This window comes from Oryzobacter terrae (assembly GCF_042756445.1).
Taxonomy (GTDB): Bacteria; Actinomycetota; Actinomycetes; order Actinomycetales; family Dermatophilaceae; genus Oryzobacter; species Oryzobacter terrae.
In genome coordinates this window covers 2,883,068-2,908,238 of the sequence record NZ_CP170578.1, presented here as the reverse complement: position 1 = coordinate 2,908,238, position 25,171 = coordinate 2,883,068, and the positions used below count along the sequence as shown (strand labels likewise).

24 protein-coding genes and 1 pseudogene are annotated in these 25,171 nt (G+C 74.8%); 13 read left to right on the top strand and 12 right to left on the bottom strand.

The window, feature by feature from the left end:
• Window positions 1–4 precede the first annotated feature (4 nt).
• Window positions 5–886 (top strand): annotated as a pseudogene (locus ACFWN3_RS13865) (NAD(P)-dependent alcohol dehydrogenase); the annotation flags it as partial.
• Between the two features lie 96 nt (window positions 887–982).
• Here ACFWN3_RS13865 and pepN read toward each other — a convergent pair.
• Window positions 983–3,469: an aminopeptidase N gene (gene pepN / locus ACFWN3_RS13860; RefSeq protein WP_377640510.1), complete on the bottom strand. Its 2,487-nt coding sequence runs from the start codon at window positions 3,467–3,469 to the stop codon at window positions 983–985.
• Between the two features lie 206 nt (window positions 3,470–3,675).
• Between pepN and ACFWN3_RS13855 the strand changes: the two genes are divergently transcribed.
• From ACFWN3_RS13855 to ACFWN3_RS13825, 7 genes are all read left to right on the top strand, one after another.
• Entirely contained in the window at window positions 3,676–4,809 is a 1,134-nt protein-coding gene (locus ACFWN3_RS13855) for an ROK family protein (RefSeq protein ID WP_377640508.1), read from the top strand.
• Between the two features lie 146 nt (window positions 4,810–4,955).
• Window positions 4,956–6,314 carry an extracellular solute-binding protein gene (locus ACFWN3_RS13850; RefSeq protein ID WP_377640507.1) on the top strand — a complete coding sequence of 453 codons (1,359 nt, stop codon included), beginning with the start codon at window positions 4,956–4,958 and terminating at the stop codon, window positions 6,312–6,314.
• Window positions 6,315–6,386: 72 nt separating this feature from the next.
• A complete protein-coding gene (locus ACFWN3_RS13845; protein WP_377640506.1) occupies window positions 6,387–7,343 on the top strand; it encodes a carbohydrate ABC transporter permease in 957 nt (318 codons plus the stop codon).
• The gene (locus ACFWN3_RS13840; RefSeq protein WP_377640504.1) at window positions 7,343–8,182 is read left to right on the top strand and encodes a carbohydrate ABC transporter permease; all 840 of its coding nucleotides are present in this window, start codon (window positions 7,343–7,345) and stop codon (window positions 8,180–8,182) included. Before ACFWN3_RS13845 ends, ACFWN3_RS13840 begins: the two co-directional genes overlap by 1 nt.
• Window positions 8,179–9,639: a glycoside hydrolase family 3 protein gene (locus ACFWN3_RS13835; protein ID WP_377640502.1), complete on the top strand. Its 1,461-nt coding sequence runs from the start codon at window positions 8,179–8,181 to the stop codon at window positions 9,637–9,639. The genes ACFWN3_RS13840 and ACFWN3_RS13835 overlap by 4 nt, the downstream gene beginning before the upstream one ends.
• A complete protein-coding gene (locus ACFWN3_RS13830; RefSeq protein WP_377640501.1) occupies window positions 9,636–10,544 on the top strand; it encodes an ROK family protein in 909 nt (302 codons plus the stop codon). Before ACFWN3_RS13835 ends, ACFWN3_RS13830 begins: the two co-directional genes overlap by 4 nt.
• Window positions 10,544–11,332, top strand: a complete 789-nt coding sequence (locus ACFWN3_RS13825) for a glucosamine-6-phosphate deaminase (RefSeq protein WP_377640499.1) — start codon at window positions 10,544–10,546, stop codon at window positions 11,330–11,332. The genes ACFWN3_RS13830 and ACFWN3_RS13825 overlap by 1 nt, the downstream gene beginning before the upstream one ends.
• A gap of 62 nt (window positions 11,333–11,394) precedes the next feature.
• Here ACFWN3_RS13825 and ACFWN3_RS13820 read toward each other — a convergent pair whose 3' ends face one another.
• Window positions 11,395–11,814 (bottom strand): hypothetical protein, encoded by a 420-nt coding sequence (locus ACFWN3_RS13820; RefSeq protein ID WP_377640498.1) that lies wholly within the window; start codon window positions 11,812–11,814, stop codon window positions 11,395–11,397.
• 148 nt (window positions 11,815–11,962) lie between these two features.
• Between ACFWN3_RS13820 and ACFWN3_RS13815 the strand changes: the two genes are divergently transcribed.
• From ACFWN3_RS13815 to ACFWN3_RS13800, 4 genes are all read left to right on the top strand, one after another.
• Window positions 11,963–12,394 carry a hypothetical protein gene (locus ACFWN3_RS13815; protein WP_377640496.1) on the top strand — a complete coding sequence of 144 codons (432 nt, stop codon included), beginning with the start codon at window positions 11,963–11,965 and terminating at the stop codon, window positions 12,392–12,394.
• A 97-nt stretch (window positions 12,395–12,491) separates the two neighbouring features.
• Window positions 12,492–13,037: an RNA polymerase sigma factor gene (locus tag ACFWN3_RS13810; RefSeq protein WP_377645618.1), complete on the top strand. Its 546-nt coding sequence runs from the start codon at window positions 12,492–12,494 to the stop codon at window positions 13,035–13,037.
• Window positions 13,030–13,833 carry a hypothetical protein gene (locus ACFWN3_RS13805; protein ID WP_377640495.1) on the top strand — a complete coding sequence of 268 codons (804 nt, stop codon included), beginning with the start codon at window positions 13,030–13,032 and terminating at the stop codon, window positions 13,831–13,833. The genes ACFWN3_RS13810 and ACFWN3_RS13805 overlap by 8 nt, the downstream gene beginning before the upstream one ends.
• A gap of 72 nt (window positions 13,834–13,905) precedes the next feature.
• On the top strand, window positions 13,906–14,595 hold the full coding sequence (locus ACFWN3_RS13800; protein WP_377640493.1) for a hypothetical protein: 690 nt from the start codon (window positions 13,906–13,908) through the stop codon (window positions 14,593–14,595).
• Between the two features lie 125 nt (window positions 14,596–14,720).
• On the opposite strand, the gene htpX is transcribed toward ACFWN3_RS13800, so the two are convergent.
• On the bottom strand, window positions 14,721–15,611 hold the full coding sequence (htpX, locus tag ACFWN3_RS13795; protein WP_377640491.1) for a zinc metalloprotease HtpX: 891 nt from the start codon (window positions 15,609–15,611) through the stop codon (window positions 14,721–14,723).
• A 64-nt stretch (window positions 15,612–15,675) separates the two neighbouring features.
• Window positions 15,676–16,377 carry a winged helix-turn-helix transcriptional regulator gene (locus tag ACFWN3_RS13790; RefSeq protein WP_377640489.1) on the bottom strand — a complete coding sequence of 234 codons (702 nt, stop codon included), beginning with the start codon at window positions 16,375–16,377 and terminating at the stop codon, window positions 15,676–15,678.
• A 126-nt stretch (window positions 16,378–16,503) separates the two neighbouring features.
• Here ACFWN3_RS13790 and ACFWN3_RS13785 point away from each other — a divergent pair, with 126 nt between their 5' ends.
• Complete coding sequence (locus ACFWN3_RS13785) at window positions 16,504–17,370, top strand: class I SAM-dependent methyltransferase (RefSeq protein WP_377640487.1); 867 nt, start codon at window positions 16,504–16,506, stop codon at window positions 17,368–17,370.
• Between the two features lie 18 nt (window positions 17,371–17,388).
• Here ACFWN3_RS13785 and ACFWN3_RS13780 read toward each other — a convergent pair whose 3' ends face one another.
• From ACFWN3_RS13780 to ACFWN3_RS13745, 8 genes are read right to left on the bottom strand one after another with little or no spacing between them, the layout of a single operon-like run.
• Complete coding sequence (locus tag ACFWN3_RS13780; protein ID WP_377640486.1) at window positions 17,389–18,864, bottom strand: proton-conducting transporter membrane subunit; 1,476 nt, start codon at window positions 18,862–18,864, stop codon at window positions 17,389–17,391.
• Entirely contained in the window at window positions 18,861–20,339 is a 1,479-nt protein-coding gene (locus ACFWN3_RS13775) for a NuoM family protein (protein ID WP_377640484.1), read from the bottom strand. The genes ACFWN3_RS13780 and ACFWN3_RS13775 overlap by 4 nt, the downstream gene beginning before the upstream one ends.
• Window positions 20,336–22,213, bottom strand: coding sequence for an NADH-quinone oxidoreductase subunit L (locus ACFWN3_RS13770; RefSeq protein ID WP_377640482.1), 1,878 nt, complete (start codon window positions 22,211–22,213; stop codon window positions 20,336–20,338). Before ACFWN3_RS13770 ends, ACFWN3_RS13775 begins: the two co-directional genes overlap by 4 nt.
• Complete coding sequence (nuoK, locus tag ACFWN3_RS13765; protein WP_377640480.1) at window positions 22,210–22,518, bottom strand: NADH-quinone oxidoreductase subunit NuoK; 309 nt, start codon at window positions 22,516–22,518, stop codon at window positions 22,210–22,212. Before nuoK ends, ACFWN3_RS13770 begins: the two co-directional genes overlap by 4 nt.
• Window positions 22,515–23,021, bottom strand: coding sequence for an NADH-quinone oxidoreductase subunit J (locus tag ACFWN3_RS13760; RefSeq protein WP_377640479.1), 507 nt, complete (start codon window positions 23,019–23,021; stop codon window positions 22,515–22,517). The genes nuoK and ACFWN3_RS13760 overlap by 4 nt, the downstream gene beginning before the upstream one ends.
• A complete protein-coding gene (locus ACFWN3_RS13755; RefSeq protein WP_377640477.1) occupies window positions 23,018–23,692 on the bottom strand; it encodes a 4Fe-4S binding protein in 675 nt (224 codons plus the stop codon). The genes ACFWN3_RS13760 and ACFWN3_RS13755 overlap by 4 nt, the downstream gene beginning before the upstream one ends.
• 2 nt (window positions 23,693–23,694) lie before the next feature.
• Complete coding sequence (locus ACFWN3_RS13750) at window positions 23,695–24,651, bottom strand: NADH-quinone oxidoreductase subunit H (protein ID WP_377640475.1); 957 nt, start codon at window positions 24,649–24,651, stop codon at window positions 23,695–23,697.
• Window positions 24,648–25,169, bottom strand: coding sequence for an NADH-quinone oxidoreductase subunit C (locus tag ACFWN3_RS13745; protein ID WP_377640473.1), 522 nt, complete (start codon window positions 25,167–25,169; stop codon window positions 24,648–24,650). Before ACFWN3_RS13745 ends, ACFWN3_RS13750 begins: the two co-directional genes overlap by 4 nt.
• Window positions 25,170–25,171 lie beyond the last annotated feature (2 nt).

The following is a 25,171-nucleotide window of genomic DNA, read 5'->3' as shown; positions in this document are numbered from 1 at the left end:
CGCCGTGCGGGCCGTCGTGTACGACCGCTACGGAGGACCCGAGGTGCTGCGGGTCGAGGACGTCGCCGACCCCGTCGCCGGGCCGGGACAGGTCCTGGTCCGGGTCGTCGCGACGTCGGTCAACCTCTCCGACTGGGAGGCCCTCACCGGCAGCCCTGCGTACGCCCGGCTCGGCGGGCTGCGACGCCCTCGTCGGCACGTGCTCGGCTCCGACGTCGCCGGCGTCGTCCAGGCGGTCGGCCCCGGCGTCTCCGCGTTCGCCGTGGGGAACGAGGTCTACGGCGACAACCTCGCGCTCCTCGGCGGCTTCGCGCAGCTCGTCGTGGCGCCGGCGTCGGCCCTCGCGCCCAAGCCGTCCGGCCTGTCGTTCGACGACGCGTCGTGCCTCCCCCAGGCCGGGGTGATCGCGCTCCAGGGGACGGCCGGGGCGGCGCCCGGGACCCGGGTCCTCGTCAACGGGGCCGGCGGCGGGTCGGGCTCCTTCGCCGTCCAGCTGGCCCGGGCCGCGGGTGCCCACGTCACCGGGGTCGACAACGCCTCCAAGCTCGCCTTCATGCGGTCGCTCGGCGCCGACGACGTCGTCGACTTCCGCGCCGACGACTGGACCCGGCGGGAGCCCTTCGACGTCGTCCTCGACCTCGTGGCCCACCGCTCCGTGTTCGCCTACCGTCGGGCGCTGCGCCCCGGTGGCGTGTACCGCTGCGTGGGGGGCAGCGCGCGCACCCTCCTGCGGCTCGTCACGGTCGGCACCGTCCTGGGGCGCACCTCCGGCCGGCGGATCGGGGTCCTGCCCGTGCGGATGGGGCCGGACCACTTCACCCCGCTGGCCGAGAAGGTCCTCGCCGGCGCGGTGCGCGTCCACGTCGACCGCACGGTCCCCCTCGACGAGGTGCCGCAGGCCCTCGCCCACGTCGGCGAGGGGCGCGCCCTCGGCAAGGTCGTCGTCCGCGTCGGACGCTGCCGTCGGGGGTCCGCGGGCGCGTCAGCCGAAGCGGCGTCGGCTCGCCAGCGCCTCGCGCAGGACGTGGTCGGCGTCGACGACCGAGCGCCGGACACCGGGGGTGAGGTCGTCGCGCGCGAGGATGGCCGTCGACGCCTCGAGCGACGCGTCCTCGACGAGCGAGGCCGGGTGGAGGGAGGTGGCCACCCGTTCGAGGGCGTCGTCGCCCATCCGCCGGGACATCTCGACGACGAGGTCCCCGACCCGCGAGACGTAGGGCCGCACGAGGTCGAGGTCGGAGGCGGACCAGAACGAGCCGGCCACGGCGAGCGCGCCGTAGTTGGACAGCGAGGCGTCGTCGTGGAGGGTGCGCCACGCCCAGGCCTTGGCCTCCGCGGTCGGCAGGGCGGCCCGGACCCCGAGGGCGGCGGTCTGCCCGGCCATCGACCGGTCGGCCTCCGCCGCCTGCGCGACGTCGTCCTCGGTGAGCCGGCCGAGCACGGCGAGCCGGCGCAGCACGATCCAGCGGAAGTCGTCGTCCCCGACGAGGGCGTCGGGCAGGTCGTCGCCGGACGCCCAGCCGCGCAGGCGCTCGACGTCGGACCCGCTCTGCGCCCAGGCGCGGGCCGCGGCGACGGTCAGGGCGTCCCCGTGCCCACCGCCGACGGCGAGGGCCCGCGCCGCCAGCGCGTCGGCGGCCGCGGCGAACCGGGCGCGGGCACCCTCCTGCTCCTCGGGCGGGAGGAAGCGCGGGACGACGTCGTCGAGGGCGGCCCGGGTCACCCTCGACAGGACGGCGGCGTCGTCCTCGTGCGGCCAGGCGTGCTCGAGGAGGTCGACGACGAGCCGCGGGTCGACCTCGGCGCGGTGCACGCCCCCGAGCACGGCGGTCCAGACGACCTGGCGGGCGAGGGCGTCACCGATGCCGGCGAGGGAGGACGGCAGGGCGGCCAGGGTGGCGTCGTCGAGGGCGACCTCGGCCCACGTGAGGTCCGAGGCGTTGGGGACGAGGAGGGTCGAGCCGGGCAGCGCGGCCACGCCGTCGACGGACACGGGTTCGCCCCGCAGGACGACCTGCTCGCGCAGCACCTCGCGGCCTCCGTCGTCGAAGGCGGCGACGTCGAGGGTGTGCGGGCGGTCGGCAGGGCTCTCGGCGGGCACCGTGCGGGTCAGCGCGCCGTCACGCCCCAGTGCGACGCGGTCGGCTCCGGCGGTCTGCAGCCAGGCGCGCGCCCAGTCGTCGAGGGGTGCCCCGGCCGCACGGCCCATCGCGTCGAGGAACTGCGCGAGCTCGCCGTTGCCGAAGGCGTGGGAGCGCAGGTGGTCGGTGACTCCGGCGAGGAAGGCCTCGTCGCCGACGTGGGCGATGAGCTGGCGCAGCACCGAGGCGCCCTTGGCGTACGAGATGCCGTCGAAGTTCGCCAGGGCCGACAGCGCGTCCGGGGCCGGGGAGCCGGCCACCGGGTGGGTGCTCGGCGACCGCTCGGCGGCGTACCCCCACAGCTTGCGCATGATGCCGAACTCGACCCACGCCTCGTCGGCGCCGGCCGCGTCGACCATCGTCCGGTAGGCCATGTACTCGGCGAACGACTCGTTGAGCCACAGGTCGTCCCACCAGCGCATCGTCACGAGGTCGCCGAACCACATGTGGGCCATCTCGTGGGCGATGGTGTTGTCGCGGATGAAGAGCTGGTCGGGGGTGACCGCGCCGCGGAAGACGTAGGTGTCGCGGAAGGTCACGCACCCCGGGTTCTCCATCGCCCCGGCGTTGAACTCGGGGACGAAGACCTGGTGGTACTCGCCGAACGGGTACCGGATGCCGAAGAGCCGGTGGTAGTGGTCGAAGCAGGTCCGGGTCGTCGCGAGCAGGTGGTCGGCCTGCGCGGTCAGGTACGGCTCGAGGGAGCGGCGGGCGTGGACCCCGAGCGGGATGCCGTCGTGCTCCCCCGTCACCGACGCCCAGGGCCCTGCGCACACCGTGACGAAGTACGTCGCGAGCGGCGGGGTCGTCGCGAGGGTGGTCCGGCCCGGACCCTGCTGTGTCGCACCGCCGTTGCCGACGATGCTCCAGTGCTCGGGGTGGGTCACGGAGACCGAGTAGGGCGCCTTGAGGTCGGGCTGGTCGAAGCACGCGAAGACCGTGGGTGCGGCATCGAGGAAGAGGTGGCCGTAGACGTAGTCCTCGTCGTCGGCGGGGTCGGTGCTGCGGTGCAGCCCCTGGCCGTCGTGGCTGTAGGCCATCGTCGCGTCGACCTCGAGGACGTTGGACCCGGCCAGGTCGGGCAGGACGAGCCGGCCGTCCGCGAGGGCGCCGACGTCGAGCGGCTGCCCGTTGAGGGACACGGCGTGCAGCTCGCGCGGGCGCAGGTCGACGGTGGCCGGTGCCCCGGGCTGGTGGCAGGTGAACCGGATCGTCGTGCGGGACCCGAACACCTCGGTCCCGCGGTCGAGGTCGAGGTCGACCTCCATCGCGTCGACGGTGAGCAGGGCGGCTCGGGCGACGGCCTCGGCGCGGGTCAGGGACGGCATGGCCCCACCCAACCAGAACTCCCCGCCGCGTGTGCCCAGCCGGCTGCTCCCACAACCACCTGAGCACACGCGCCCCGCCCTTCCCGTCGCGTGTGCCCAGCCGGCTGCCCCGGCGACCACCTGAGCACACGCGACGGGTGGGGTCGCCGTAATGGCGGGGCGGGAAGGGTTGACGAGAATAAGTTAGTAAAGTTTACTAACGGTCCATGAGCAGCACCCCTCGCCGCGTCCGGACCTCGTCGGCCGTCCTCCCGACGGACGGCCGGCGGCAGAACCTCTCGCTCGTCCTGCAGACCCTGCGCCGCCTCGGGCCGACGTCGCGCGCCCAGCTCGCCCGCGAGGTCGGGGTCACCAAGGTGACGATGTCCGACCTGGTGACCCAGCTGATGGACGAGGGCCACGTCCGCGACATCGGCCCGGCCGAGGCCGCCGGGGCCGGGCGCCGCGGCACCCTCGTCGACCTCGACCCGGCCCGCCTGCTCACCCTCGCCGTCGACCTCTCGGTCCCGGCCCGGCTCCAGGCCGCCGTGCTCGACATCACCGGCGAGCTCGTCGTCCGCGAGGAGCGCGCCGCCGCCGTCGACGCCGAGTCCGGCCGCGGCCTCGACGTCGCCGTCGTCCTCGACCTCGTCCGCACGACGATCGCGCGCTCCCCGGGACCCGTCCTCGGCATCGGCATCGGGACCCCCGGGCTCGTCGACCGGCACGGCTCCGTGCGCACCGCCCCCAACCTCGGCTGGACCGACGTCCCGCTGCGCGAGCTCGTCGCCGAGGCGACCGGCCTGCCCGTCCTCGTCTGCAACGACTCCGACGCCGCGACCCAGGCCGAGCTCTCCGCCTCCCCCGGCAGCGAGGACATGGTCCTCGTCCACGTCGGGCGCGGTGTCGGCTGCGGCATCGTCACCGGAGGACGTCGCGTCGCCGGCGCCCACCACGCGGCCGGGGAGATCGGCCACGTCACCGTCGGCACCGACGGCGGGGAGCAGTGCCCGTGCGGCAAGCGCGGCTGCCTCGAGACGTGGCTGTCCGTCCCCCGGCTGCGCGCCGCCCTCCAGACCGACGACCCGGCCGAGGGCGCCCTCGTCGTCGAGGCGGGGGGCGAGCGCCTCGGCGTCGCCCTCGCCCCGCTCGTCGCCGCCCTCGACCTCTCCGAGGTCGTCCTCGCCGGTCCCGAGGAGCTCCTCGCGCCGGTCGTCCCCGTCCTCGAGCGCACGCTGTCGGCGCGCCTCCTCGAGGACCCCGAGCACCCGCTGTCCGTCCGGCTCGCCGGACGCCCGCAGGACATCGTCCTGCGGGGCGCAGCGGCGCTGGTCCTCTGGGACCGGCTCGGGGTCGTCTGACCCCGAACGCACCACCGCAGCACCGGAACACGGCAGGACCGCAGCACCAGAACACCGCACCACCGCACCACCCCACCCCTCATCCGGCACCACCTCGCAGCACCGACCGGGGCACCGACGCCCCACCGCCCGAAAGGAAGACCGACATGAATCGGCGCCTCTCCCTCGTCGCGCTGACCAGCGCGGCGCTCGTCCTCTCCGCGTGCTCGAGCGGCGGTGGCACCGCCACCGAGTCGCCGGCCGCGACCGACCCGTCGGCCAACGCGGGCAAGACCGTCACCCTCTGGCTCGCCGGGGGCGACACCAGCGACGAGCTGCGCACCTACCTCGCCGACACCTTCAAGACCACAACCGGCGCGACGCTGACCATCGAGGAGCAGTCGTGGGGTGACCTCGTCACCAAGCTGACGACCTCGCTCCCGGACCCCGCCAACAGCCCCGACGTCGTCGAGCTCGGCAACACCCAGAGCCCCACGTTCACCAACGTCGGCGCCTTCCTCGACATCTCCGACATGTACGACGAGCTCGGCGGCGCCAAGCTCCTCCCCAGCTTCGTCGAGGCCGGGTCGGTCGACGGCAAGAGGTTCGCCCTCCCCTACTACTTCGGCTCGCGCTACGTCTTCGCGCGCACCGACGTGTGGAAGGAGGCGGGCGTCGCCAAGCCGACGACGCTCGAGGAGTTCAACACCGCGGTGACGACCATCGCGCAGAAGAACCCGCGCGGCATCAAGAACTTCTCGGGCTTCTTCATCGGCGGCCAGGACTGGCGCAACGGCATCTCGTGGGTCTTCGCCAACGGCGGCGACCTCGCGAAGAAGGAGAACGGGCAGTGGGTCTCGACGCTCAGCGACCCGAACACCCTCAAGGGCCTGGGCCAGCTCCAGGAGATCTACCGGTCCGCGAGCAAGGCCCCGGCCGACGCCAAGGACCAGACGCCGTGGCTCTACATCAACGACAGCGACGTCATCACCGACGCCGACGGCAAGGCCACCGGCAAGACCGCGCTCTCGGCCGCGACGATCATGGCCCCGGGCTGGGCGCACTGGTCGATCGGCAACCTCGAGAAGAAGGACGGCAAGGACGTCCGCACGTGGGACCCGAAGAAGTTCGAGACCTTCGTCCTGCCCGGCACCGACGGCAAGCCGGCCCCGGTGTTCGCGGGCGGCTCGAACATCGCGATCTCGGCGAAGTCGAAGAACCCGGCCCTGGCCAAGGAGCTGATGAAGATCGTCTTCTCCCCCGAGTACCAGCAGAAGCTCGGTGGGGCCGGCCTGGGCCCGGCCAACAGCGACTACGTCTCCTCGCTCGGTGACGACGAGTTCGCCACGGCCCTCGTGGACTCCGCGTCGAACAGCAAGCTCACCCCGGCCGCGCCGGGCTGGGCCGCGGTCGAGTCCTCGATGGTCATGGAGGAGTTCTTCGGCAAGATCCGTGGTGCGTCCGACCTCGCGGCCCTCGCGAAGGAGTACGACGCCAAGATCACGCCGATGCTCAACCTCAAGTGAGCACCACCCCGGCGGCCGGTCGACCTCCACGACCGGCCGCCGGGGCCACCACCCGAGCGCGAGGATGACGCCATGACCACCGCGACGAGCGCACCCCCCGCGCCGTCACCGACGGCCCCCGAGCCGCCCGGTCGCCGGCCCCGCCGCCCCGGCCGCCGGCTCCCCCTCCTCCTCGTCGTCCCGACCCTCGTCCTGCTCGTCGCGGCCCTGGGCTACCCCGTCGGGTGGCAGCTGCTGACCAGCCTGCGCCGCTTCGGGCTGATGCAGCAGTTCGGGGCGCCCGCCGAGTGGGTCGGCCTCGACAACTACGCCGCCCTCGTCACCGACCCGGCGCTGTGGTCGGTCGTCCTGCGGTCGGTCGCCTTCTGCCTCGTGACCTCGCTGGTGACGGTGGCGATCGGTGGCGGCCTGGCCGTGCTCATGAACGCCCTCGACCGGTGGGCGCGCCTCGTCCTCCAGGTCTCGCTGCTGCTGGCGTGGGCGATGCCGGTCGTCGCGTCGATGACCGTGTGGATCTGGATCGTCGACTGGCGTCGCGGCCTGCTCAACTGGCTGCTCGTGCGCCTCGGCGACGCCGACGCGCAGGGCCACAACTGGCTCTCGGAGCCCTTGTCCTTCTTCGCGGTCGCGTGCGCGGTCGTCGTGTGGATGAGCGTGCCGTTCGTCGCGCTGTCGATCTACGCGGACCTGACCCAGGTGAGCACCGAGGTGCTCGAGGCCGCGACCATCGACGGCGCGAGCGGCTGGCAGAAGCTGCGGCACATCATCGCCCCGCTCGTGCGCCCGGTGCTCTCGATCGTCTTCCTGCTCCAGCTCATCTGGAACCTGCGGGTGTTCACCCAGGTCAAGCTGCTCCAGGACGCCGGGTCGGTCGCCAACGAGACCAACCTCCTCGGCACCTTCGTCTACCAGCTCGGCACCGGCAAGGGTGACTTCGGCACCGCGAGCGCCGTCTCCGTCCTCATGCTCGTCCTCACCCTCGCGCTCAGCTGGCCCTACGTCCGCTCCCTCATCAAGGAGGAGTCCTGATGCGCCGCTCCCGCACCTCGCGGGTCCTGCTCACGGTCCTCGCCCTCGCCGTGGCCCTCGTGTGGGCCTTCCCCGTCTACTGGATGCTCAACTCGGCGTTCCTGCCGAACGTCGTCCTCCAGTCGACGACCCCGACGTTCCTCCCCTTCGGGGGCTCGCTCGACAACTTCCGCACCGTCGTCGGCGACCCCGCCTTCGGCCGGGCGCTCGTCATCTCCCTCGTCGTGACCCTGACGACGGTCGTCGCGGCGCTGTGCATCGCCTTCCTCGGGGCACTGGCCATCAGCCGGTTCCACTTCCGCGGGCGCACCTCGTTCGTCCTCGCCCTGCTGCTCATCCAGATGCTGCCCGCCGAGGGCCTGTTCATCGCCCAGTACAAGATGATGAGCGAGCTCGGCCTGCTCAACCGCTCGCTCGCCCTCGCGGTCCTCTACACCGCGGCGGTCGTGCCCTTCACGATCTGGATGCTGCGCGGCTTCGTCGCCGGCGTCCCGGCGGAGCTCGAGGAGGCGGCGATGGTCGACGGCCTCTCGCGGACCAAGGCGTTCCTGCGGATCACCTTCCCGCTGCTCGCCCCGGGCCTCGTCGCCTCCGGGGTCTACGCCTTCCTCCAGGCGTGGAACGAGTTCACCGTCGCGCTGGTCATCATGACCGAGGAGCAGTCGCGCACCCTGCCGCTGTGGCTGCGCGGCTTCGTCCAGGCGAGCGCGAGCCGCGAGACCGACTGGGGCCAGGTCATGGCCGCGTCGACGCTCGTCGCCCTGCCGGTCATCGTCTTCTTCCTCGTCGTCCAGGGCCGGATGAGCAGTGGTCTCGTCGGCGGGGCGGTGAAGGGATGAGCCCGGCCCCCGACGGGCCCGACGGACCCGACGGGCGCGACGAGAGCGACGGACGCGACGGTCTCGCGGCCGACGTCGCCGCGACGCTCCAGCCCGGCTTCTCCGGGTCGGTCGTGCCCGCGTGGCTCGAGCGTGCCCACGCCGGTGGGCTGGTGTCGGTCTGCCTGTACGGCGACAACGTCGATGCCGGCGGTGGGCTGGCCACGCTGTGCGCCGACCTCCACTCGCGCCTCCCCGGTGTCCTGCTCGCGACCGACGAGGAGGGCGGCGACGTCACGCGGATCCACTACCCCGCCGGGTCGACGGCGCCGGGCAACGCCGTCCTCGGGCGGCTCGACGACGCGGACCTGACCCGGGCCGTCGCCGCCTCGATCGGGTCCGAGCTGGCCGCCCTCGGGATCGGGCTCGACCTCGCGCCGAGCGTCGACGTCAACTCCTCGCCGGGCAACCCGGTGATCGGCGTCCGCAGCTTCGGCGCCGACCCCGCCCTCGTCGCGCGCCACTCGAGCGCCTTCGTCGAGGGCCTCCAGTCGACCGGCGTCGCCGCCTGCGCGAAGCACTTCCCCGGCCACGGCGACACGGTCGTCGACTCGCACCACGGCCTCCCCCGGGTCGACGTGCCCCGCGACGTCCTGCGCGAGCGGGAGCTCGAGCCCTTCCGGGCCGCCGTCGCAGCTGGGGTCAGGACCGTGATGACCTCGCACGTCATCGTCTCCGCCCTCGACGCCGAACGGCCGGCGACGTTCTCGCCCAGCGCGATCCGCCTCCTGCGCGACGAGCTCGGCTTCGAGGGCGTCGTCGTCAGCGACGCCCTCGACATGGCCGGCGCCAGTGCCGAGACGGGCATCCCCGAGGCCGCCGTGCGCGCGCTGCTCGCGGGCGTCGACCTCCTCTGCCTCGGGTCGAACACCGGGGAGCTGCGCTGGGCCGCGATCCACGACGCCGTCACCGACGCCGTCCGCTCGGGGCGCCTGCCGCGGCGGCGCGTCGCCGAGGCAGCGGCGCGGGTGCGCGCCCTGGCGGCCGACGTCGCGTGCCCACCAGTGCCGTCACCACCGGTCGGACCTGTGCTCGACACCGCGGTGATCGCGCGGGCGTTCCGGCTGTCCGACAGGGCCGTCCGGTGGCTGGCGGGCGACGGGCCGGTGACCGTCGTCCAGGTCGGCTCCGTCGCCAACCTCGCGGTCGGCGACGTCTCGTGGGGACCGGCGGGGCTCGGCGAGGCCGTCTCCGAGGACGCCGTTCCCGACGGCGCCCGGGTCGCGGTCGTCGGCCGCGCCCTGGGTCCCGACCACCCCGCTCACGCCACCGCGGACCGGCTCCGCGCCGCGGGCCACGAGGTGGTCCTCGTCGAGTGCGGGTGGCCGCGCGGCGGTGCCGACCTCGAGGTGTTCGGCGGGTCACCCGCCGTCTCCCGCGCCCTCCTCGCGGTCCTGCGCGGCGAGGTGGCCCCGTGAGGATCGGCATCGACATCGGCGGGACGAAGACCGCCGCCCTCGTCCTCGACGACACCGGCGCCACGGTGGGGCACGTGTCCGCGCCGTCCGGCCGCGGCGCGACGCAGGTCCTCGCCACGGCGGTCGACGTCGCCGACCGGGCTGCGGCGGCCGTCGGGGGGTGGACGTCGGTGACGCACCTCGGCGCCTGCATGCCCGGCCTCGTCGACCCCACGACCGGGTGGGCCCGGCACGCCGTGCACCTCGGGGTCGGGTCCCTCGACCTCGCGGGCGGGCTCGAGGCCGCCACCGGCCGTCGCCCCCACGTCGACAACGACGTCAAGGCCGCCGCCCTTGGCGCGCACCACTCCCTCGGTCCCGACGCCGCCACCGGCACCACCGCCTACCTCAACGTCGGCACCGGCCTCGCGGCGGCGATCGTCCACCGCGGCGAGGTGGTCCGGGGAGCCGGCGGCGCCGCCGGGGAGATCGGCCACCTCCCGGTCGGCTCGGGCATCACGTGCACCTGCGGCCAGGAGGGGTGCCTGGAGACCGTCGCCTCCGGCACCGCCCTGCACCGGATGTGGCCGCGCCCGGCGGGAGACCTCTTCCCCGCGGCCGCGGCCGGCGACCGGCTGGCCGGTGAGGTCGTGGCGACCCTGGCCCGGGGCATCGCCGTCGCCGTGCAGGTGCTCGTCGTCACCGGGGCCGAGCTCGTCGTCATCGGCGGCGGGGTCGCCCGCGACCGGGCTGCCCTCGAGGCGGCCCTCGCCGCCGACGTCACGGCCCGCGCCGCCGCGTCCCCCTTCCTCCGTAGGCTGGACCTCGTGTCACGCACCCGAGTCCTCGACGGCGACGTCCCGGTGGCGGCCATCGGCGCCGCCCTCCTCCCGGGCCGCACCCAGCCGGTCGAGGCGGTGGTCTGATGGAGGTCGTCGTCTCGCCCACGCCGGAGGACGCCGCCGGCCGCGCCGCCGAGGCCGTCCTCGCCGGGCTGCCGCGCGACGGTGGTCGTGACCCCGTCCTCGGGCTGGCCACCGGGTCCTCGCCGCTCGGGCTGTACCAGGAGCTCGGGAGGGCGGTGGCCGAGGGCCGGGTCGACTTCTCCCGCACGCACGGCTTCGCCCTCGACGAGTACGTCGGCCTCCCCCCGGGCCACCCCGAGGGGTACCGCGAGGTGCTGCTGCGGGAGGTGTGCGCCGTCATCGGCCTGCCGCCCGAGCGGCTGTCGGTCCCGGACGGCTCCGGCGACGACGTGCCCACCCTCATGGCCGCGGCCCGCGCCTACGAGGACCGGATCCGCGAGCTCGGCGGGGTCGACGTCCAGGTGCTCGGCATCGGTGCGAACGGCCACCTCGGCTTCAACGAGCCCGGCTCGGCCCTCGCCTCCCGGACCCGGGTCAAGCGGCTCTCCGACCGCACCCGCCGCGACAACGCCCGCTTCTTCCAGGGCCTCGAGGACGTGCCGACCCACTGCGTCACCCAGGGGCTCGGGACCATCCTCGACGCGCGCCGCCTCGTCCTCGTCGCCACCGGCGACGCGAAGGCCGATGCCGTCGCCGCGGCTCTCGAGGGACCGCTGATGGCATCGGTACCGGCGTCGGTCCTCCAGTGGCACCGTGACACCGTCGTGTGCCTCGACGAGGCCGCCGCGGCTGCCCTCCGCAACCGCCAGTACTACGACGACGCCGCCGCAGGACTCACCGAGCGCTGAGGTCGCTGCCGACTCGTGATGGCGGCCACCGTCGCCGGCGGAGGGAGGGAGCGCGGGTCCGGTCAGCCGGCGAGGGCGCGCTCGATGTCGGCGATGACGGCGGTCTCGCGCTGCGACGTGTCGTCGGCGGCGGCCGCGACGTCCTTGGCCGACTGGAGGACGACCCGCTGGTACTCGTCGATGAGCTGGGGCGCCTTCTGCCGCAGGATGCCGACGGCGTTGCGGAGGAGCTCGAGGGAGCGTGCGGCGATCTCGTCCTTGCTGCCGCTGGGCATCTCCGGGAGGCCTCCGACGAGGAGCTGCTGGACCTCCGGCGAGGCGGCCTTGACCGCCTTGCTGGCGGCGAAGGACTCCTTGAACGTGTCGAAGAACCCGGGCTCCGCCTGGGCGACGAGGGCACCGGCCCTGAGGGCTGCGGACCGCACGACCTTCTGCTCGTCGTCGGTGAGGGAGACCGTGGGCTGCTGCGGCGTCTGCGTCATGTGATGCTCCTTCTGGCTGGTGGGCACCCGGTGGACCCGCTGCCTCCTGTGTACCCCGTCGGGCCCCCGCGCACGCCCGGACGAACACGCCATCGCCCTGAGTACCCGGACGGACGCGCCGACGGCCCACGGCCGCCAGACTCGGGCGGTGAGCCCCGACCAGCGTGCAGACCCCGCGAGCAGCACTCCCTCCGGCACCGGGCGCCTTGCCGTGACAGCTCTCGTGCTCGCGGTCGTCGCGGCGGCCCTGTGGTTCGCCTGGCTGGGGTGGGACGACGAGTACCACCTCGTCGACGGGGTCGCCCAGGGCCCCTACCGGGCCTGGCAGGTCGTCGGCTGCGCGGTGTGCGTGGGGGCAGCGGCGGTGCTCGCCTTCCTCCGTGCCCCCGGCGCGTGGGCCGTCGTCGTGCTGGCGGGCGCCGCGGTCCTCGGTGTCGCCGTGCCGTGGGCCGTCGACGCCGCCTCGAGCGACGAGAGCGGGCTGTGGGTGGTCGGGCTCGTCCTCCTGGTCGGCGGCGGTGGGACCGCGCTCCTCGTGCTGCTGGCCCTCACCGCCGCCGTCACGTCGCGACGCCGCTGAGGCGCCCCGGACCACCGTGCGGCCCGAGTCGGGAACCCCGGTGGCGTCGGCGGTGTAGGACTGGTGGACGACGACACCCGCGGCGAGGGGAGGACCGATCGAGACGGCTGACGAGGCGATGGTGCTGGCCCGCGTCCGTGCCGGTGAGACGGCCGCGTACGCGGAGCTGGTGACGAGGCACGCCCCGATGGCCCGGCGGCTCGCGGTCCTCTCGGGGGCGGGCGCCGACGCCGACGACGTCGTCCAGGAGGCGTTCGTCAAGGCGTACCGTTCGCTCTCGTCCTTCCGGGACGGTGCCGAGTTCCGGCCCTGGCTGCTGCGGATCGTCGTCAACGAGAGCCGCAACCTCCACCGCGGGCGGTCCCGACGGTCCGACCGGGAGCTGCGGGTCGTGCGTGAGGACGCCCGGCTGGTTACCGGGTCGGACCCAGCGGAGGCCGCCGTCGGCGGGGAACGACGCGAGGCGCTGCTCGCCGCCGTCCGGAGCCTGCCCGAGGACCTTCGGGAGGTCGTGACCTGCCGCTACCTGCTCGAGCTCTCCGAGGCCGAGTCCGCGGCATCGCTCGGCATCCCGCCCGGCACCGTGAAGTCCAGGCTCCACCGCGGCCTGGCCCGACTCCGAGAGGAGCTCCCCGATGTCTGAGCACGGCTCGTCGCCCCGACACCTCGAACCGCTCGAGGTCGAGCTCCTCGCGCTCTGCCGCACCCTCGTCGTCGACCCACCACCCGCCGACCTCGCCGACCGGGTGCTGGCGCGCATCGCGGCGGACGAACGGTCGGAGCGCGAGCGGGTTCCCATCTGGCGCAGCCGCCTCGGCGCGCCCCGACGGCGCGCCCTCGCCGCCGCGGTCGCGGCCCTGCTCGTGGTCGTCCTCGTCCCGCCGGTGCGCGCCGCCGTCCTCGACCTCCTCCGCATCGGGGGCGTCACGGTTCGCGAGGTGCCGTCACCTCCCGGCGGGTCGCCGACCACGGCGTCCGAGCGCCCCGTGCCGACCTCGTCGGACGGTGTCGTGGTCGGCTCGCTCGCGGAGGCGTCGGGGCGGGTGGGCTTCGACATCGCGCCTCCACCGGCCCTCGGCACCCCGACGACCGTGGCGGTGACCCGCGGTGGGCGCGTCGTCGAGCTCACCTGGGGCACCGGATCCGGGTCGACCCGGCTGGACGTCTTCGACGGGAGCCTGTCGTTCGGCTACCTCAAGAGCGTCTGGGAGGCCGTCACGCCCACGGACGTGGCCGGGAAGGAGGCGGTCTGGTTCGCCGCGCCGCACCTCATCGAGTGGACCGACCGCTCCGGCGCGACCGTGACGAGCGAGCCACGCGTCGCCGGGCCCACCCTCGTCTGGGTCGACCGTGGCAACGCCGGGCGCGAGATCACCTACCGCCTCGAGGGGCCGGAGACGCTCGCCGCCGCGACGGCCGTCGCGGAGTCCGTCCCCTGACGTCCGATGGTGAACCGAGGGGGCGCGGGCGGTGTATCCCCCGCAGCACCCCACTCTCCCCGGAGGCACGACATGCGCAGGTTCCTGTCCGTCACCCTGGCCCTCGTCGCGGGCGTCCTCGTCCTCGGCGTCCCGTCCGCGAGCGCCGGAGGCCCGACCTCGGTCCTCCTCGCCAACTACGGGACCGGCCGCTCCGCCGCCGCGCTCAACGGCAGCGCCGCCTACTCCGAGCTGCAGGCCGTCCTCGGCGACGAGAACCTGCCCGCGAAGGCCACACCGCCCGCGAGCGTCACGGCGTCGGACGCGGCGGTCCGCCTCGTGTGGCTGATCCACGACGTGAGCCCGTGGCGCATCGACAACGTCCACCTCGTCGGGAAGGACGTGTGGGTCGAGAGCTACGTCGACGTCTCGGGCTCCGACCCCTACGCGGGGACTCCGACGTGGCACCGGCCGAGCCGTGGTGACGACCTCGTCGCGACCCTCACCGGGCTGGGCGTCCTCGGGGCGGGAACGGCCGACACCGGCGGGTCGACGGGCGCGACGGGGGCGACGGGCGCGACGGGGGCCCTCGCGCCGGACGCGGCGACCGACACCGTCAGCTCGACGTCGACCTCGCCGGCCGGCGTCCCGTGGCTGCTCGCCGCGGCCCTCGCGCTCGGAGGGGTCCTCGTGGGGACGGGCCTCGGCACGCTCGTCGCCCGGCGGGCCGCACGGGACGAGGGGATGGCGCCGGTGCGGGCCGACGCCGTCCTCACCCGGTAGCGCCTCCGTGGCCTCACACCCGCCACGGCGATGACGCGCAGGTCCCCCGTTGACGCTCGTGTTCTCGCGTCATCGGGGGATCTCCGCGTCAGGGGCGTGACCTGACCCGAGGGAGGAGTCAGCGGTCAGGGGTTGATCCGGTGCCCGTACGCCATCTGCTCGAGCCGCGCGATCCGCTCCGCCATGGGCGGGTGGGTCGACATCAGGCGGGAGACGTCCTGGGCGCGGAACGGGTTCGCGATCATCATGTGGCTCGCGTTGACGACCTTCTGGGTCGGGGCCAGCGGGGCCCGGGCCACTCCGACCTCGAGCTTGCGGAGAGCCGAGGCGAGGGCCAGCGGGTCGCCCGTCAGGCGGGCCCCGTCCTCGTCGGCGTCGTACTCGCGGGTGCGCGAGATGGCGAGCTGGACGACCATCGCCGCGAACGGCGCGAGGATCGCCAGGGCCAGGCCGGCCACGGGGTTGCGGTCCTCGTCGTTGCCACCGCCGCCGAAGATCATCCCGAAGGAGAGGAACTGGCCGATCGTGGCGATGATGCCGGCGATGGCCGCGGCGACCGACCCCGTGAGGATGTCGCGGTTGTAGACGTGCATGAGCTCGTGGCCGAGGACGCCGCGCAGCTCGCGCTCGTCGAGCAGCCCGAGGATGCCCTCGGTGCAGCAGACGGCGGCGTTCTCGGGGTTGCGCCCCGTGGCGAACGCGTTCGGAGCCTGCGTCGGCGAGATGTACAGGCGCGGCATCGGCTTGCCTGCGGCGGTGGAGAGCTCGCGGACGATGCGGTACATCGCCGGCGCCTCGGCCTCGCTCACCGGGTGCGCGTGCATGGCGCGGATCGCGAGCTTGTCGGAGTTCCAGTAGCCGTAGACGGTCGTGCCGACACCGATGAGGGCGAAGACGAGCAGGAAGATGCTGCTGCCGGTGTACTGGGCGACCGCCCAGCCGATGGCGAGGAGGATGGCCCACATCCCACCGAACAGCGCGGCGGTCTTCAGCCCGTTGAAGTGGTTGTGCTGCATGTCTGCTCCAACGCCGTCGGCGCCCGCCGCGTTCCGTGCCCCGCGAGTGGCCTCCGCCACCGCGTCAGGCGGGGACGGGACGCCCCAGCACCGCGGCCCGGGTGGGGGCGAAACCGCTCGTCCCGAGCCAGGTCCACACCCGCCGGACGTCGGTCGGCGCGCCGTCGAGGCGCACCTCCCCGGTCCGCACGACCTGGTCCGGCGTCCGGTCGCCGGTCCACACCTCGGTGAGGGCGAGGACGCTCGACCGCACGACGACGTCGAGGTCGTGGCCGGGGTCGTCGCGGCAGAGGTCGGCCACGCCGTCCTCGACGACGAGCCACCACTCGCGCTCGCGGTCGGGGGCGTCGGGGAGCTGGAACTGCACGACGACCCGCCGGTCCTGCGGGAACTCGGCCACCCGCGCGAACCGGCGGATGTCCCACATGAGGAAGCCCGCGTCGAGCTGGTTCGGGGTCAGCCGGCTGCCGATCCACCGGGCGCCCCAGTGCCCGAGGGCCAGGACCACCGGGCGCAGCTCCTCGCCGGCCTCGGTCAGATCGTAGGACGTGGCCCGCCCGCCGCCGTGCCTGCGGACGACGCCGAACTCCTCGAGGGTGCGCAGCCGCTTGGCGAGCAGGGTCGGGGACATCCGCGGCACGCCGCGCCGGATCTCGTTGAAGTGCGTGCTCCCGCAGAGGAGCTCGCGCAGCACGAGCGGGGTCCACCGGTCGCACAGCACCTCGGCTCCGCGGGCCACCGTGCAGAACTGGCCGTAGTCGATCACCTCCCCCACGGTAGGCAGGCGGCTGGGCCGCGGCTAGTACACGACGAGGACTAGTCGGCCCCCGCGAGCGGGCCCACCATCGGTGCGGACGGGCCGGCCGTGGTCCGCGAACGACAGGAGAGCACCGTGACGACGACGACCTTCGACCCCGTGGCGTTCAAGTCGACGACCCGCGAGCAGTGGCAGGACGCCGCCGAGGCGTGGCACCGCTGGGGCGGCTTCGTCGGCGACTGGCTGCACGACGCGACCGAGACGATGTTCGACCTCGCCGGCCTCGCACCCGGGAGCCACGTGCTCGACGTCGCGGCCGGCGCCGGCGAGCAGAGCCTGCGGGCGGCCCGCCGGGTCGGTCCGACGGGCCGGGTCCTCGCCACCGACATCGCCCCCGGGCTCCTCGAGCGCTGCGCCCGGGACGCCGCCCGCGAGGGCCTCACCCAGGTCGAGGTCCTCGAGCTCGACGGGGAGTCCTCGGGGACGCTGCCCCGGGGGGCCTTCGACGCCGCGCTGTCGCGCGTCGGCCTCATCTACTTCCCCGACCGGGCCGGGGCGCTGCGCGGCATCCACGCGGCGCTGCGCGAGGACGGGCGCTTCGCCGCGGTCGTGTACTCCACCCCCGAGGCCAACGGGTTCTTCTCGGTGCCCGTGCGCATCATCCGCGCCAGGGCAGGGCTTCCGGCGCCGGGCCCCGGCCTGCCGGGACCGTTCTCGCTCGGGGGCCCCGGGGTCCTCGCCGAGGCCCTCACCACCGCCGGGTTCGAGGACGTCGAGGTGCGCGCCGTGCCCTCGCCGGTCCGGCTCGCGACGGCCGAGGAGTGCGTCAGGTTCCAGAAGGAGTCCTTCGGGGCGCTGCACCAGATGATGCGCGGGCTCGACCCCGTAGAGCGGGAGGACGTGTGGCTCGAGGTCACCGAGGCGCTGCGGGCGTTCGAGGGACCGACCGGCTTCGTCGGCCCGTGCGAGATGCTCGTCGGCGGCGGGACCGCGCGCCACTGACGGCGCGCGGCCGTCGGGTCAGCGCAGCAGCCCGAGGAGCAGGGCGGGAAGGGCGCTGAGGAGCACAAGAACGGTCGTGCCCGCCACGAGGACGACCCGGGCGGCCCCGCGCGGGACGGCGGGCGCGGTCGGGACGACCTGCGAGGCCGCGAGCGGGCCGGTGTCGCCGGGCTCGCTGAGCAGGACGGCGAACCAGCGCAGGTAGACGGCGATGCCGACGACGACCGCGAGGACCGCGACGACGACGAGCGGCCACAGGCCGGCGTCGACCGCCGGCTTGAGGGCCACGACCTTCGCGACGAGACCGATGACGCCGGGCGGCAGCCCGGCGAGGACGAGCAGGGCGAGCGCGAGGGCTCCCCCGGTGAGGCGGTCGGTGCGCAGCAGCCCCCGGAAACGGGCCAGCGGGCCCGCTCCGACGAGGGCCACGGCGGCGAACGCGACGACGGTCGCGACGGCGTAGACGAGGACGTACGCGGCGGCCGCGCGCGCGCCGTCATCGGTGAGGGCGGCGACCGGGAGGACGACCCACCCGGCCTGTGCGACGGTCGACCAGGCGAGGAGCCGGGTGACCTCGTCCTGACGCAGCGCCATGACGTTGCCGAGGAGCATGGAGGCCACGGCGAGCACCCCGACGACGACCGTGATCCCGCGGGCGTCGACGACCGGCCCGGCGAGGGCCCGCACGACGACGAGCAGGGCCGCCAGCGCCGACAGCTTCGAGGCCGCCGCGAGCGCCACGGTCGTCCCGAGGTCGGCGGTGGAGTACGCCTGCGGGGTCCAGGCGTGGAAGGGCACGAGCGAGAGCTTGAACCCCAGCCCGGCGAGCAGGACGACCACCCCGAGGAGGAGGACGGCCCGTCGCTGCGGGTCGGCCCACGCGGTGGCCACGGTGTCGGCGGCGAAGGCGGCGTCGCCGGTGGCCGTGAGCCACAGGGCCGAGCCGAGGACGAGGAGGGCGAACGAGGTCAGTGAGGTCACGAGGAGGGTGAGGGCGCCGTGGCTCGCGGCCCGGGTCCCCCGCAGCGCGACGAGGGCGACGAGCGGCACGGTGGCGAGCTCGAGGGTGACGAGCCACGACCCGAGGTCGCGGGCTGCGGCGACCCCGGCTCCCCCGGTCGCGGCGGCGAGGACGAGCGCGCTCGTCACGGCGGGGTCGCGGGGGCCGCGCCCTCCGTCGTGGAGCATCGCGAGGGCGGCCGCCGCGGACAGGAGGATGCCCGCCTGCAGGGCGCCGGTGGGGCCCGCGGACGTCCAGAGGCAGGCGCCGTCGGGGGCGGGGAGGCAGAGCGTCCGGACCACCCCCGCACCAGGGGCGAGCACCCCGAGCAGCGCGGCCCCCGCGCCGGCGCCGAGCAGGACGACCCCGACGAGCGGCCACAGCCGGCGACGCGGCAGCAGGGCGTCGCCGACGAGGACGAGGACCACGCCCAGCGCCGGGAGGAGGGCGGGCAGGAGCGCCACGAGGTCGACCGTCACGAGGGAGGCGGTCACGGGGCGCCCCCGATCGCCGCCGACGCCGCGGCCGTCACGGCGAGCAGCGGTCCGGGGAGCACCCCGAGGAGGACGACGGCCGCCGCGAGGGCACCGAGGACCCCGGCCTCGACGCCGACGGCGTCGGGCGTGGGGTTCTCGCCCTCGGGGTCGGGCTCGTCGCCGACCCACACGAGCCGCGCCACCCGCAGCGCGTAGGCCGCCGCGAGCGCCGCCCCGATGGCGGCTCCCACGGCACACGCGACGAACACCACGCGCGGCCGGTCGGGCGCGGGGTCCCAGGCGGCGTACACCGCGAGCACCTCGCCCCAGAACCCGGCGAGCCCGGGGAGGCCCAGGGTCGCGGCGAGGCCGGTCACGAGGACGAACCCGAGTCGGGGGCTCGTCTCGCGCAGGGCCGGACGGACGACGGCGAGGTCGGCGCTGCCCCATCGCTGCTTGAGGCCGCCGACGAGGACGAAGAGCAGGGCCGACACCACGCCGTGCGCGATGTTCGCGAAAAGGGCGGCCTGCAGCCCGGTCTCGGTGCCCGCGGCGAGGGCGAGGACGACGAAGCCCATGTGCGCGACCGACGAGTACGCGATGAGGCGCTTGAGGTCGCGCTCGACGAGGCAGACGAGCCCTCCCCAGAGGATTCCCACGACCCCCGCGACCGCGAGGGCGGGGCTGATCGCGGCGAACCCGTCGGGCACGGTCGCGACCGGCAGGCGGACCAGGCCGTAGGTCCCCATCTTCAGCAGGACCGCGGCGAGGAGGACCGACCCCGCGGTGGGCGCCGTCGTGTGGGCGGGCGGCAGCCAGGTGTGGAGCGGGAAGACCGGCACCTTCACGGCCAGGCCGAGGGTCAGCAGGATCGCGACGAGCAGCTGTCGCCCCGGAGGGAGGGCCGCCCCCGCCCCGTCGGCGAGCTCGCGCAGGTCGGAGGTCCCGGCCGAGGCCACCAGCGCGAGGATGCCGACGAGCATCAGGGTCGAGCCGACCGCCGTGTAGAGGATGAACCGGTGCCCGGCGTCGGTCCGGGCGCGCGGGTCGTGGCGGTCGCCGTAGCGGCTGATGAGCACCCACATCGGCACGAGGACGAGCTCGAAGGCGAGGAAGAACATCACGGCGTCCCGGGCCGTGAACGTCGCGAGCGCCCCGGCCTCGACGAGGAGGAGGCAGCCGAGGAAGGTCGCCGGGGTGCCCCCCTCGGGCACGTCGACCCACGCGTGGGCGACGACGAGGACCCCGATGACGGCGGTGAGGAGGACGAGCGGGACGGCGATCCCGTCGACCCCGAAGGAGAACCGTACGTCGAGCTCGGGCAGCCACGGCCGGTCGACCGAGGGGGCGGTGAGCGCGGTGGCCACGGCGAGGACGAGGGCGAGGACCGCGCCGACCGCGGCGGTGGCGCGCGCGCGTCCCACGGGAAGGGCCCGTCCCGCGGTGACGAGCCAGAGGCCGACGGCGGCGGGGACGGCGAGGAGCAGGCTCACGACCACAGGAGCACCCCCGTGACGCCGAGGACGACGACCGCCCCGACGACGAGGCCGACGGCCGAGGCCGGCCGCTCGCCGCGGTGGGCGCGCGTCCCCGCCCAGCCGGCGACGCGGGTCGCGACGGCCGTGCTGCGGGCGTAGGCGTCGACGACCTCGGTGTCGAGGAAGGCGACGACCCGGGCGAGCCGGACGACGGGGTCGGCGACGAGGCGGTGGTAGAGCGCGTCGGCCCCCAGCCCCCGGTCGGCGTGGGGGACGAGACGACGGGCCAGCACCTCGGCCGGGTCGCGGTCGAGCCCTCCGCGCAGGGCGGCGACGACACCGACGGCGACGAGGAGCACGGTGAGCACGACCCACAGCAGCGAGGCCGCGTCGACGGGGAAGGCGTCGGTGAGGACGAGGACGAGGCCGCCGACGACGGTGAGGGCCGACAGGGTCCCCAGCGCGACCGACACCGTGGCCGGGATCCTCGATCGCTCCGGCCCGGGCCGGGCGTGCGCCGTGACGATGAGGTAGGCCCTCGTGCAGTACGCGGCGGTCACCGCGGCGGTGGCCAGGAGCGAGAGGAGGACGACGACACCCGGCCCGCCCTCGACGGCGCCCTCCCACGCGACGGCGAGGACGTGCTCCTTCGAGACCCCGCCGACGACGAGCGGCACCCCGGCGAGCGAGACGAGACCGACGACGAAGGACACCCGTAGGAGCGGGGCCGCCGCGGCGCTGCCGCGCAGGGCGGTCGCGGCCGTGCCGCCGGCGACGATCCCGGCCCAGCCGATCGCGAGGAAGAGCAGCGCCTTGAACAGCGCGTGCGAGAAGAGGTGGAACAGGCCGGCGCCCGGACCCGCCTCGGGCGGAGCCGCCGCGAGGGCCGAGAGCATGACCCCGACCTGGCTGACCGTCGACCACGCGAGGAGCCGCTTGAGGTCGCTCTGGGCGAACGCGAGCACCGCGGCGAGCAGCATCGTCACCGAGACCGACAGGCCGAGGACCCACCGCGGGGTCTGGCTCACCGACAGCAGGGGGAAGACGCTCGCGAGGACGACGGTGCCGGCGGCGACCATCGTCGCGGCGTGGATGAGGGCGCTCGCGGGGGTGGGGCCCTCCATCGCGTCGGCGAGCCAGTCCTGGAAGGGCACCTGGGCCGACTTGCCGAGCACCCCGATGACGAGCAGCGTGAGGAGGACGGCGCGGGCGCGGGCATCGGGGGCGCCGCAGGTCGTCAGGGCCTCGCCGAGGGAGGCGCCGAGGGCCACCTGGCCGTCGATGCACTCGGTGGGGCGGGCCCAGGCCGAGACGACGTCGGCGAGCCGGGTCGAGCCGGCACCGGCCGCGAGCCCCACGACGCCGAGGACGAAGCCGATGTCGGCGACCCGGGTGACGATGAACGCCTTGTGGGCCGCGCGACGGGCTCGGGGGCGGCGCGACCAGTGGCCGATGAGGAGGTAGGAGCACCAGCCCATGACCTCCCAGCCGACGACGGTGAGGAGGAGGTCCCCCGAGACGACGACGAGGAGCATCGCCGCGGTGAACAGCGAGACCGTCGCGGCGAACGTGCCGTAGCGGTCGTCGTCGGCGAGGTACCAGGCGGCGTGCACCTGGACCGCGAGCGCGACGAGCGCGACGACCGTGACGAGCGCCCACCGGGTGGGGTCGCCGACGAGGTCGAGGGGGATCTCGAGGCCGCCGGCGTCGAGCCCCGGCCCCGGCTGGGCGTAGGCGACCGTCACCGCGACCCACCCGAACACCCCCGCGAGGAGGGTCAGCGCGCCGCCGCACACCGCGACGGCCCGAGAGAGCGCGGCGTCACGGCAGACGACGAGGCCGACGAGCGCCGCGGCCACCGGCATCGCGAGGACGAGCCACGGGTTCACGGCGCCTCCCCGCTGCGCTGCGCCAGGTCGATGCTCGCCCGGTGCCGGAAGGCGGTGAGGACGACGGCGAGCGCGACGACGACCTCGGCCGCCGCGATGGTGATGACGAAGAGCGGCAGCACGCTGCCGGCGGCCCATCGGTCGGCGGCCGCGGCCTGGGTGGCGACGAGGAGGACGAGCCCGCCGCTGAGGACGAGCTCGACACCGACGAGGAGCAGGACGGCGTTGCGGCGCACCGTGATCCCGAAGACGCCGAGCCCGACGAGGACCGACGCCAGCAGGTAGGGCCCGGCGAGGTGGATCACGTCGAGGCCTCCTCACGCGGGATGCGCGAGACGGCGAGCGCCGCGACGAGCGCGACGAGGAGGAGCAGGGAGAGCAGCTCGAAGGGCCACACCCACGTGCCGAACAGCTGCCCCGCGACCTGGGTCGTCGTGACCTCGGCGCGGTCGACCGGCTCGGCGAGCGGCACGAGGACCGAGCCGAGGAGGGTCGCGACGGCGGCCCCGAGGACGGCCGCGCCCAGGGTGCGCCAGACCCCCGGACGGTGGGCGAGGTCGGGGCCGATCGGGGCGCGGGTCAGCATGAGGGCGAACAGGACGAGGACGACGACCGCCCCGACGTAGACGAGGACCAGCACGAGCGCGACGAGCTCGGCGCCGAGGACGAGCAGCGAGCCCGCCACCCCGAGGAGGGCGACGACGAGCCACAGCGCGGCGTGGACGACGTGGCGCGTCGTGACGGCGAGGAGGCCGCCGACCACGGCGAGCACCGCGGTGGCCGCGAACGCCGTGTCGAGTGCGGTCATACGTCGTCCCCGTCGGGAGCGGGCGGCGCGGCGGCGTGCTCGGCCCCGGGGGCAGGCGCGGGCCCGGGCGACGCCGTGGGCTCGGCCTCGGGGGTCGGTGCGGTGGCGACCCGCGGTCGGACCGTGCGCGGCGCCCGCGGCCCCGGGCCGCCTCCGCCGCCGACGAGGCCGGTGCCGCGCGCGGGCTTGTTCGCGGCGGCGACCTCCGCGGGCTCGGCGGCGCGCTCGTCGAGGGCGGGCGGTGGCGGGACCGTCGCCATCCAGTCGCCGAGGCGACCCTTCTCGTGGAGCAGGTCGAGGATCGACACCTCGGCGTACTCGAACTGCGGGCTCCAGTGCAGGGCGTCGAACGGGCACACCTCGATGCAGATGCCGCAGTACATGCACAGCGAGAAGTCGATGGCGAAGCGGTCGAGGACGTTGCGCTGGCGGTCGCGCCCGCCCTCCGTCGTCGCCGGGATCGTCTCCTTGTGGGAGTCGATGTAGATGCACCAGTCGGGGCACTCGCGGGCGCAGAGCATGCACGAGGTGCAGTTCTCCTCGAGCAGCGCGATGACGCCGCGGCTGCGCGGGGGGAGGGCGGGGGCGACGTCGGGGTACTCGGCGGTGTGCGTGGGGCGCAGCGCCGTGCGGGCCGTCGTGATCAGCCCCTTGAGGAGTCCGGGAACCATGCTCACCAGCCCATCACCACCCCGACGCCCGTGAGCAGCAGCTGGAGCAGCGCGAGCGGCACGAGCCACACCCACGCCAGCCGTTGGAGCTGGTCCTCGCGGAGGCGGGGCCAGGCGACACGCAGCCAGATGACGACGAGCGCCACGGCGAAGCCCTTGAGCAGCAGCCAGACCCAGCCGAGGACACCCTCAAACGGACCGTGCCAGCCCCCGAGCCAGAGCGCGGCGAAGAGCAGCGACATCACGACGATCCCGGCGTACTCGGCGAGGAGGAAGAAGGCGAAGCGCAGGCCGGTGTACTCGGTCCACGCGCCCATGACGAGCTCGGCGTCGGCGACGGGCATGTCGAACGGCGGCCGCTGGAGCTCGGCGACGGCGGCGACGAGGAAGACGACGCCCCCGACGAGCTGCCAGACGAGCCAGAGCGGCTCCCAGCGGTCGGTGAGCGTCGCGAGCGAGAGGGAGCCCCCCGCGAGCGCCACCGACGCGACGGACAGGACGATCGGCAGCTCGTAGGAGACGAGCTGGGCCGCGGCGCGCAGGCCGCCGAGGAGGGCGTACTTGTTCGCGCTCGCCCAGCCGGCCATGAGGGTGCCGAGCGCCCCGACCGACGTCGCCGCGAGGACGAGGACGACCGACCCGGGAACGTCGACGGCCGCCACGCCGGGGTGCACGGGGACGACGGCGAGCGCGAGGAGGTACGGCACGAGGGCGACCCCGGGCGCGAGGCGGAACACCCAGCGGTCCGCGGCCTTCGGGGTGATGTCCTCCTTCTGGACGAACTTCACCCCGTCGGCGACGAGCTGGGCCCACCCGTGGAAGCCGCCGGCGTACATCGGGCCGAGCCGCCCCTGCATGTGCGCCATGACCTTGTGCTCGGCCTGCCCGACGAGCAGCGGCAGGACGAGGAAGGCCGCGAGCACGCTGGCGGCCCGGACGACGACCTCGAGGAGCGTCATCGCGGACCCCACTCGGGCGGCGGGACACCGGGCGCCTGGACCCGCCGGCGGCTCGGGCTGCGGGCCGACTCGTGGCCCTCCCCCGGTTCCTTGCCCCCGGGCCACGGCTTGCTCGCGCGGGCGGCGAGCTGGAAGGACTTGCGCAGCGGTGTCCCCTCGAAGCCGTCGGGGAGCAGCAGCGGCCGGATGCCCTGCCCGGTGCCGTCGTCGAAGCCCTCGAAGGTGAGGCCGAACATCTCGGCGGTCTCGCGCTCGTGCCAGGCGGCGCCGGCGAAGACCTCGGTGACCGAGGCGACGGGCTCGCCGTCGGGGACGCGGGTCACGAGCAGGAGGCCTCGGAGGGCGCCCTGCTCGGCGGTGTCGTAGAGGTGGCAGACGACGTCGAGGCCGGGGGCGTCCTCGTCGTGGGAGCGGTCGACGGCGCTGAGCCAGTCGAAGAACGAGAAGCCCTCGTCGCGGGCGGCGGCCACGGCGGCGCGCCAGCCGTGGGGCTCGACCTCTCTCGTCTCGTCCGCCACGT

Excerpts from the sequence above, each read along its gene's own strand:
- ACFWN3_RS13840 (WP_377640504.1), top strand. The coding sequence starts at position 7,343 with ATGCGCCGCTCCCGCACCTCGCGGGTCCTGCTCACGGTCCTCGCCCTC.
- ACFWN3_RS13820 (WP_377640498.1), bottom strand. The coding sequence starts at position 11,814 with ATGACGCAGACGCCGCAGCAGCCCACGGTCTCCCTCACCGACGACGAG.
- ACFWN3_RS13760 (WP_377640479.1), bottom strand. The coding sequence starts at position 23,021 with ATGACCGCACTCGACACGGCGTTCGCGGCCACCGCGGTGCTCGCCGTG.
- ACFWN3_RS13850 (WP_377640507.1), top strand. The coding sequence starts at position 4,956 with ATGAATCGGCGCCTCTCCCTCGTCGCGCTGACCAGCGCGGCGCTCGTC.
- htpX (WP_377640491.1), bottom strand. The coding sequence starts at position 15,611 with ATGCAGCACAACCACTTCAACGGGCTGAAGACCGCCGCGCTGTTCGGT.
- ACFWN3_RS13800 (WP_377640493.1), top strand. The coding sequence starts at position 13,906 with ATGCGCAGGTTCCTGTCCGTCACCCTGGCCCTCGTCGCGGGCGTCCTC.
- ACFWN3_RS13750 (WP_377640475.1), bottom strand. The coding sequence starts at position 24,651 with ATGACGCTCCTCGAGGTCGTCGTCCGGGCCGCCAGCGTGCTCGCGGCC.
- ACFWN3_RS13805 (WP_377640495.1), top strand. The coding sequence starts at position 13,030 with ATGTCTGAGCACGGCTCGTCGCCCCGACACCTCGAACCGCTCGAGGTC.
- ACFWN3_RS13845 (WP_377640506.1), top strand. The coding sequence starts at position 6,387 with ATGACCACCGCGACGAGCGCACCCCCCGCGCCGTCACCGACGGCCCCC.
- ACFWN3_RS13835 (WP_377640502.1), top strand. The coding sequence starts at position 8,179 with ATGAGCCCGGCCCCCGACGGGCCCGACGGACCCGACGGGCGCGACGAG.
- ACFWN3_RS13855 (WP_377640508.1), top strand. The coding sequence starts at position 3,676 with ATGAGCAGCACCCCTCGCCGCGTCCGGACCTCGTCGGCCGTCCTCCCG.
- ACFWN3_RS13755 (WP_377640477.1), bottom strand. The coding sequence starts at position 23,692 with ATGGTTCCCGGACTCCTCAAGGGGCTGATCACGACGGCCCGCACGGCG.
- pepN (WP_377640510.1), bottom strand. The coding sequence starts at position 3,469 with ATGCCGTCCCTGACCCGCGCCGAGGCCGTCGCCCGAGCCGCCCTGCTC.
- ACFWN3_RS13825 (WP_377640499.1), top strand. The coding sequence starts at position 10,544 with ATGGAGGTCGTCGTCTCGCCCACGCCGGAGGACGCCGCCGGCCGCGCC.